Origin of the sequence: Streptosporangium fragile, from assembly GCF_039534445.1 — a bacterium.
Lineage (GTDB): Bacteria > Actinomycetota > Actinomycetes > Streptosporangiales > Streptosporangiaceae > Streptosporangium > Streptosporangium fragile.
This window is the reverse complement of sequence record NZ_BAAAVI010000135.1, coordinates 1-6,847: the sequence shown is the minus strand read 5'-3', so window position 1 is coordinate 6,847 and position 6,847 is coordinate 1. Positions and strand designations below refer to the sequence as shown.

Genomic DNA, 6,847 nt, shown 5'->3' with positions numbered 1-6,847 from the left:
ACCGGCCTCCAGGCCGCATGCCCGGACGGCTGGCGGGCGGCGGGCCGTGCGGCGGCGCGGCGCGCCGCCGCTTGATACCCATGAGAACAATTCGGCAATGGGCTAAGGAAACGCACGCTAGAAGAGCGCAGAAAGAGATGCCAGTCTACTCAAGCTGACTTACTGAAACTTGATGACAGAATCTCATACGGCTTGCTTAATCGCCCCCCTCGTACCCCGTGCGTGCTCTCCACGCTCACTGCTTCATCTGGCGGTAAACCAACCTGGAGCGCCGAGCTGCCAGTCCCCGACATTAGAAACTGCACGGCAGCATGACCTCCCGCTTTTCAGGCGGAGCGATCGCCCTAGTCGGGCAGCGGACGCCATGGTCAGAGGGTGGTGGACGGTAGCCGGGGTGAGTTCGCGTGTGGGGACGTTGCTGTCAGCGCTGCTGTCGCTGAAGGGCCGACGGATGATGGAGCGCCCCGAACCGGCCAGGCCATTCGGGGCGCTTATCCGAGGCGTCTACGGTCAGGACAAGATCTCCGCTCGCAGGACCTCATCACGCAAAGCGCGGTGAATCTCGGCAGAGTCGGCGTTGTAGCTCGTCTGACGTCGAAGCTCCTTGCGCACGGCATCGACCACCACTTCTGACAGAAGCACCTGCGCCAAGGACTTCGGCGACGTCGCGGCGCGGGCCCTCCACAGGTCATCCATCAGTCGGCGCTTGAACGCCTCCTTGGTCAGGTAGAAGAGGCCGTCGGCCTTGGTGGCCAAGCTGGCGTCTCCGAGAAGGTCCACCTCAAGGGCAAGATCGATGACCACAGGAAGGCCGGCGGTCATGTGGTAGGCCTGCCAGACCTGTCCGTTGGATAGGATCATCCACTCGACGCCTTCGTTGACGGCGTACATCTGCACCTGGCGCAGGTGCTTGGTGTTGAGCTTCTGGCTGCATCGCTTCACCTCGATGAAGGCGACCAGTTGCTTGTCGATGCGGATGCCGTAGTCGGCGAACTCGCCCTTGACCTGGTACTCGGTGGTGAGGTCCTCGTACTTGTCGTAGCCCAGCCCTTCGCACAGGAAGTCCGTGATCAGAAGCCGTGTGTCTCCTTCGTTGGCGTCACGGGCCACCAGATCGGCCAGCGGCTTGGAGTAGCGGCGCACGGCCGTCCGGACCCGGTCTCGCGCGTCGGTCTCCCACTTGGGAACCGTCCGCGCGGCAGGAGGCTTCTTGCCGCCGGAGCTGTCAGTCTTTTTCGTGGTACCGGGAGGGGCGAAGGCCTGCTCTTCACCGACGATCGCCTGTGCCGACTGCTCACTCATGGGCTCACCTGCGGATCTAGTAGGGACAAGCAGGTTATGCACCTCAGAGAGATCAACTCATCCTGCAATTTTCAATCGATACACAAACGACTCCTCCCAATGCGCAAAAAATCCCTAAATATAAATAACTTCTCAATCTTCCCAAAATGGGCATTATTGCATAACCGATACTTAATATGTGGCCCACCTGTGCGAGTTCCAGGATTACGGAACCTTAGAAATAAATATTTAGGTCGACCTGATAGTGGCCATCGAGGATCCAACCAGAAACGCCGGCTTCGGTGAGCTCTGAATCCCCCAACCCATGGGACCTTCTGATCCGTAGGGAAGGGCGCATGCTCTGTCAGCGGAGCTTCGCCCAGATGAAGCAGAGGATGCTAGTCGGTAGTGCGCGGTCGCGTATGACGGTGTTGCTGTATGGGGCTGCTGTACACCACTTCCATGGACGTGACCTCAGTCCTCGGAGACGATCTCCAAGAAGTCGATCTACAGGACCTTCGTGAACCTGACCCAGCCGTCATCCGCCGACCACCAGAACCCGTCACCAGAATCCCAAGTGCTCATGGCCCACACGTCTGTCACCTCGGCGGGAAGACTTGGCGAGGCCGTCGGAAGCGGCGCGGAATCTCGCATCAACAAGTCGGCCACCTTGAAGGGGGCAGTGGTGAAGCCCGGGAACAGAACGAAGGCATGGCGGCGCGGCGCGCCGGACTTGGCGAGCTTGCGGAGAACATCCGCCTGCCCGACCTCCCGCAGCCAGTCGCCCACCCACTGAGCCAAGGCATCTCCAGTATCGGTGACGAACCCGCCCGCTTTGTCGGGCGGCAGCTCGATGGTGAAGTACACACTCCCAGGGAAATCAGTGCCGCTCTGGTCAGCACCAACGATGCCCAGTTTGAAGGCCCGCGCGAAGGTCGGGTCGCTGCCGTCCCACCGGGAGAATTCCCGGATCCCCCGCTGTTCCCAGCCAGCGAGCAGCGCGGGTAGCGCCTGGAGAAGAGGCTTCACACGTGTCGACGGCTGGAGTCTCAGGAACCATCCCCCAGCAAGGCTGGAGTAGATACGGCGCCCGTGACCATTTACGAGTTTCCACAGCTCGATGGAGTCTCCGTCAGCTGCCGCGCTGATCTCCACCGCTCCCCGGAGAGCCCCGTCCTGAGAGAACAGATTGAGGTCGTGCATGGCCGACTCTGAACCGTCGTCATGCTGACGCACATTCATCCCAGGCAACGCAGCCTGGAGACATGCCAAAACCCATCTTTCCTCGGGGCGAAGCTTTCCCATGACAGCCACTATCCAGCATGAAGGCATCTATCATCACTGATATTCGTCCGCACGAGCACAACACGTAACGGAGCTGGACTCTGGCGTGATCCGTGCGGCGGGTGTCGATGTCGGCGCAAGGATCAGGAAGGCTATGACCGCGTGGCACTAATCCCAATGCTCCGCCTGGGCAGGTTCAGCTCTTTGATTAAGACGGCGTCGAGCCCGAACCACTTCATTACGAGTTAGATCACGACTGTCCATGACCGTCCACGGCTGTCATCCGAGCCTCGTCGGGCAGGCTTCACGGGGTCCCTCGGTCCACGGTTGTCCAGATCCGTCCGGAGCTGTTGTCAGCATCCGCGTTAGCAAGATCAATTGATTGGGTGCTCGTGCGGGAGAGGCTCACGCACCTTGCCGATATCCTGCCTGCGACTCGCACCGAACGCGGCGAAGCTGCGCCGTCCCCGGATGAGGCTCAACCCACGGTTGGCACCGCCGCGGACCTCGTCAGCATCGTGCTCGTCCTGTCCGTCGTCCTCCCAGAAGCACACCGGGCAGATTTCGTACATGCCCCGCTCTTCCAGCGTGAGGAACCCACAGCACGGACACGGGTACGGCTCATCGCCCTCCGGCCGGACAACGTTTACGAACGTCACCCACACACGGTAACGCCCATCCGCTAACACGTAGATCCGCGCTGAACGGCTCCTTACAGATCACCTCGCGATGACCAGCGCTCGCCGTGCAGAACCTCCATCGCCTGGAGTACGTCCGTGACGACGTGGTCCGCCTCGTGCTCCTGTTCCAGCCGCGCCCCTCGGTGGACCCAGACCGTGCGGAGGCCGGCGGCACGTCCCCCACCGATGTCCTTGACGGGATGGTCTCCAACCATCCATCCCCCACCGGACAGACCCATACCGCACCGCCGGGCGGCGATCTCGAACAGGCCGACATCCGGCTTGCGAATACCTTCGAGTCCCGAGAGCGCGTAGGCGTCGACGGCCTCGGCCAGTCCCGTCCGCTGGAGCTTGCCGAGCTGGTTGTCCGCCGTCCCGTTGGTGACGATGGCCACCTTCCACCCGGCCGCGCGCAACCGCGCCAGCCCTTCCATCACCTCCGGCCGACAGCGCACCAGGTACGGCATGCGCTTGCGGTAGCGGCTCCACAGCTCGTCAGCCGTCTCGGATAGGGCGAAGCGCTCGCGGACCTTGCCGAAGAACACCTCACGATGCGGATAACCCTCCTGATCGAGGGCGATGAGCCGGTCAACCCCCTCGCGCCCGAGGCCGTACCCGTCGGCGAACTCCGCGGCCCATGTCCGGAACGCCTCGTCCAGATTCACGAGCGTGTTGTCCAGGTCGAAGAGCGCAAGTCGTTGCACGGCCATCACCCTACGGGGGCACCGTCTTCTCAGCCGGCGGCGGATGGGTACCGGGCCGCCGCGAGGTCGTCGGCGAGGTCCTCCACGGTGAGGTCGGCGTTCAGCGCGGTGACCACCGCCTGCGTCAGCGGACGGAGCGCGTAGACATGCTGTACCGCCTTCAGGTCCACCGGGACCTCGTAGTAGTCCTCGGCGAACCGCCGGAACGCCTCCGGCGACGGGTCGACGAGCCGAGCGAACAAGTACGACGCTCCATCGGGATCGCTTGCGCCATCCGGGTAGTCGATCTCTCCTACCCGCCAGCGGTCGTCGCCGGTCTCGCGCCACAGGCAGGCGGTCACGACCGGCATGCCGTCCTCGTCGCAGAACGCGGGCTCGGTCACGCAGTGGCGGAAGACCTCGGGGACCGAGTCGAGCACCCCAGACCACGGCCCGTCGTTGCCGTACGGGCTCATCACCGCCTCGTGGGTGAAGCCGCGGATGTAGGCACCCGCCGCCGAGAAGAGGATGGAGTACTCGTCTCCGGAGCCGTTGCACATGGAGGCCATCTCCTCCCCGGGGCTCCAGGCCGCGTCGAAGGAGTGGTAGCGGCTCTCCCAGTCCGGGCTGAGGATGGCCTCCAGCACCGCCATGGATCGGCACAGGTCGTGGAGCACCGGGACATCGGGCAGCAGCCGGGCCACGTCGTGAGCGGTCATGCGCCTTATCCAACCGGATGCCGGTGACATCCTCCCGGCGCGTCCTCTTCCTGGGAGTAGAGGACTACCAGCACTTCAGCAAGGGCGGCGGCTGAGACCTGGGCCGACATCACAGGGCGGTACCTGACCTGCGGTCCGGCCTCTCGCCGGTTCTCGATGTTTCCGGCCGTCTCGCACCCTCATGTGCCCTCGTCGTGCCCTGCCCGCGAAGATCCAGGTCAGCTCAGATCTCGCTTACGCGTAGTCGGCGCGCGGTTGGACGATGCCGGGTCCGCCGGTGTGCGGCGTCGGCACATAGCCCTCTGCGGGAACCGGAAGAGCATCGATGCAGGCGAGCGAGCAGGCATTGACCAGGAGAGGTAGCACATCAGTTCCGACCCGCAAAGAGATCCAGACCTGGTGGAGCCCGGCCGCTGCGATCGACCGGCCACAGACACTGCACGTCCGGATCGCGTCGGTGCCCCACACCCTGGGGTCGAGATCGCTGATGTCGAGATCGCGGGTCGATTCCCTGCCCGGCTGAAGCGGAGGAAACGGTGGCCGGATCTTGACGTTGCCGTACAACGAGCGGGTGCTGACCGTGCTGCCCTTCAACTGCCGGCACCGGGTCAGCTCGTACGGAAACCAGTGCAGGCGGTGCGAGGTGTAAGGGGTGAACTGCCGCAGGCCGGTCATCGCGCCGATCTCCGGCGGGATGCGCACCAGGTTGCTGCCGTAGAGCACCAGGTGTTTGACCTCGGTGAGCTTGGCGATGGTCGGCGGCAGGGTGATGATCTGCCGCCGTTCGTCCGGGCTGAGCTCAGCCAGGGGCCGGAACTCCTCCCGGCCGTCGTCCGCCGCTTCCTCCACGAGATCGAGCAGGCGGTGCCAGGCGGCAGCGGCCGTGTCCTGGCGCTCGGCGTGGAAGCGCACCACGCGCGGCCGCCGGCGGACCCTGTGCTGGTCGAAGCACCGGCAGATCTCCTTGCCGGCCGCACGTCCACCTCCGCTTACGGCGTCGGCCGCTCGGCTCGCGATCGGGGGCGGGGTGGCATCGTCCTCCATAGACGCACGGTAGCGTGATCCGGCGCTTCTCCGACCGACCGGAACAACCGGCTCTCAGGTCAGGACGACCTTCCGCTTTTCAGGCGGAGCAATCGCCCTTGTCGGGTACCGGACGCCGTGGTCAGAGGGTAGTGGACGGTGGCCTGTGTAGGCGTCCGTGTGGGGACGTGTCAGCGCTGCTGTCACCGTTCCGCCGTGACCTGCTAGATCATTCCAGCCCGTAGGGCTATATCCTCAACTGCTCACAAATCATGGCACAAGAAGATTTATAGCCACACCGATTGGAATAGATATCAGCACGCCCAGAGTGAAGAACAACCATTGCTGTCGCCGCTCAGTGCGAATAACTTCCTCGGTTTCACCGACTAAAATTTGCCGAATCTTTTCAGCCTGCCCCTCATTGAATTCTAGAAGTTTTTGCTGGCGCTGAGCTTCAGCGAGGAGCATTTCTCGCGCAGCCTGTTGCGCTTCGAGGTCGTGTTGAAGTTCATCCATGAGGGAAGCAGCCTCAGCAAAAGCTTGATTGATGCGACTAATGCGAAGACGAAGCCGTTTGCCTGGATCCTCCTGCGCCTCCGCGATTCGTTTAGCGTCTCTACGTTTCACGATACGATTAAAGATCCATATGTCGGCACCAGTAATGACGAACGCGATGGCCATCACTAGAGCGCCGAGACCAACTCGATCTTCCCGATTCAGTAGAGCTATAGAAAAAGCAAAAGCCAGGAAAGGGATGCCAACGACGATGCCCGAGAGACCCGCTGCGGCGATTTCACGCCCGATGTTCTTGAGTTGGCGCCGGGTATTGCGATTCACCCCTCTATTTGATCGCAATGAAGTCCATCAGTTGGCCACTGTGATCAAATTGCAATCATCGAGAGTGATGCACGTCGGACTTGGCCACAGACGCCTTCATTACGAGTGAAGTGGAGGACCGTGATCGAGGGTCAACGCCTGCTTAACCGTGCGACGCTGTGCGGGACGGTCAGGCTGCGCAAGGCGGCGTTGTTGTACTCCCTGCTGAGCACACCACAGCAACCCGCGTATCCAGTGGCAAGCCGACCCGGAGCGCAGGGCCGCCAGGCCCGAGCACCGGAAGCGGCGCGGCGTGCGCCACGAGGCGCTGTTTGACCGTGCGGAGGTGGAAGACCTTCGC

Annotated in this window: 7 protein-coding genes; all 7 read right to left on the bottom strand. The window is 62.9% G+C overall.

What is annotated here, in order from left to right:
* Positions 1 to 510 precede the first annotated feature (510 nt).
* On the bottom strand, positions 511 to 1,302 hold the full coding sequence (locus tag ABD841_RS39925; protein ID WP_344982268.1) for a type I restriction enzyme HsdR N-terminal domain-containing protein: 792 nt from the start codon (positions 1,300 to 1,302) through the stop codon (positions 511 to 513).
* Positions 1,303 to 1,788: 486 nt separating this feature from the next.
* The gene (locus tag ABD841_RS39920) at positions 1,789 to 2,586 is read right to left on the bottom strand and encodes a hypothetical protein (protein WP_344982267.1); all 798 of its coding nucleotides are present in this window, start codon (positions 2,584 to 2,586) and stop codon (positions 1,789 to 1,791) included.
* A 353-nt stretch (positions 2,587 to 2,939) separates the two neighbouring features.
* A complete protein-coding gene (locus ABD841_RS39915; protein WP_344982266.1) occupies positions 2,940 to 3,224 on the bottom strand; it encodes a CPCC family cysteine-rich protein in 285 nt (94 codons plus the stop codon).
* 53 nt (positions 3,225 to 3,277) lie between these two features.
* On the bottom strand, positions 3,278 to 3,949 hold the full coding sequence (locus ABD841_RS39910; protein ID WP_344982265.1) for an HAD family hydrolase: 672 nt from the start codon (positions 3,947 to 3,949) through the stop codon (positions 3,278 to 3,280).
* Positions 3,950 to 3,978: 29 nt separating this feature from the next.
* Positions 3,979 to 4,647, bottom strand: coding sequence for a hypothetical protein (locus ABD841_RS39905; protein ID WP_344982264.1), 669 nt, complete (start codon positions 4,645 to 4,647; stop codon positions 3,979 to 3,981).
* 234 nt (positions 4,648 to 4,881) lie between these two features.
* Complete coding sequence (locus tag ABD841_RS39900) at positions 4,882 to 5,691, bottom strand: hypothetical protein (RefSeq protein WP_344982263.1); 810 nt, start codon at positions 5,689 to 5,691, stop codon at positions 4,882 to 4,884.
* Between the two features lie 249 nt (positions 5,692 to 5,940).
* Positions 5,941 to 6,507 carry a hypothetical protein gene (locus ABD841_RS39895; protein ID WP_344982262.1) on the bottom strand — a complete coding sequence of 189 codons (567 nt, stop codon included), beginning with the start codon at positions 6,505 to 6,507 and terminating at the stop codon, positions 5,941 to 5,943.
* Positions 6,508 to 6,847: the final 340 nt, after the last annotated feature.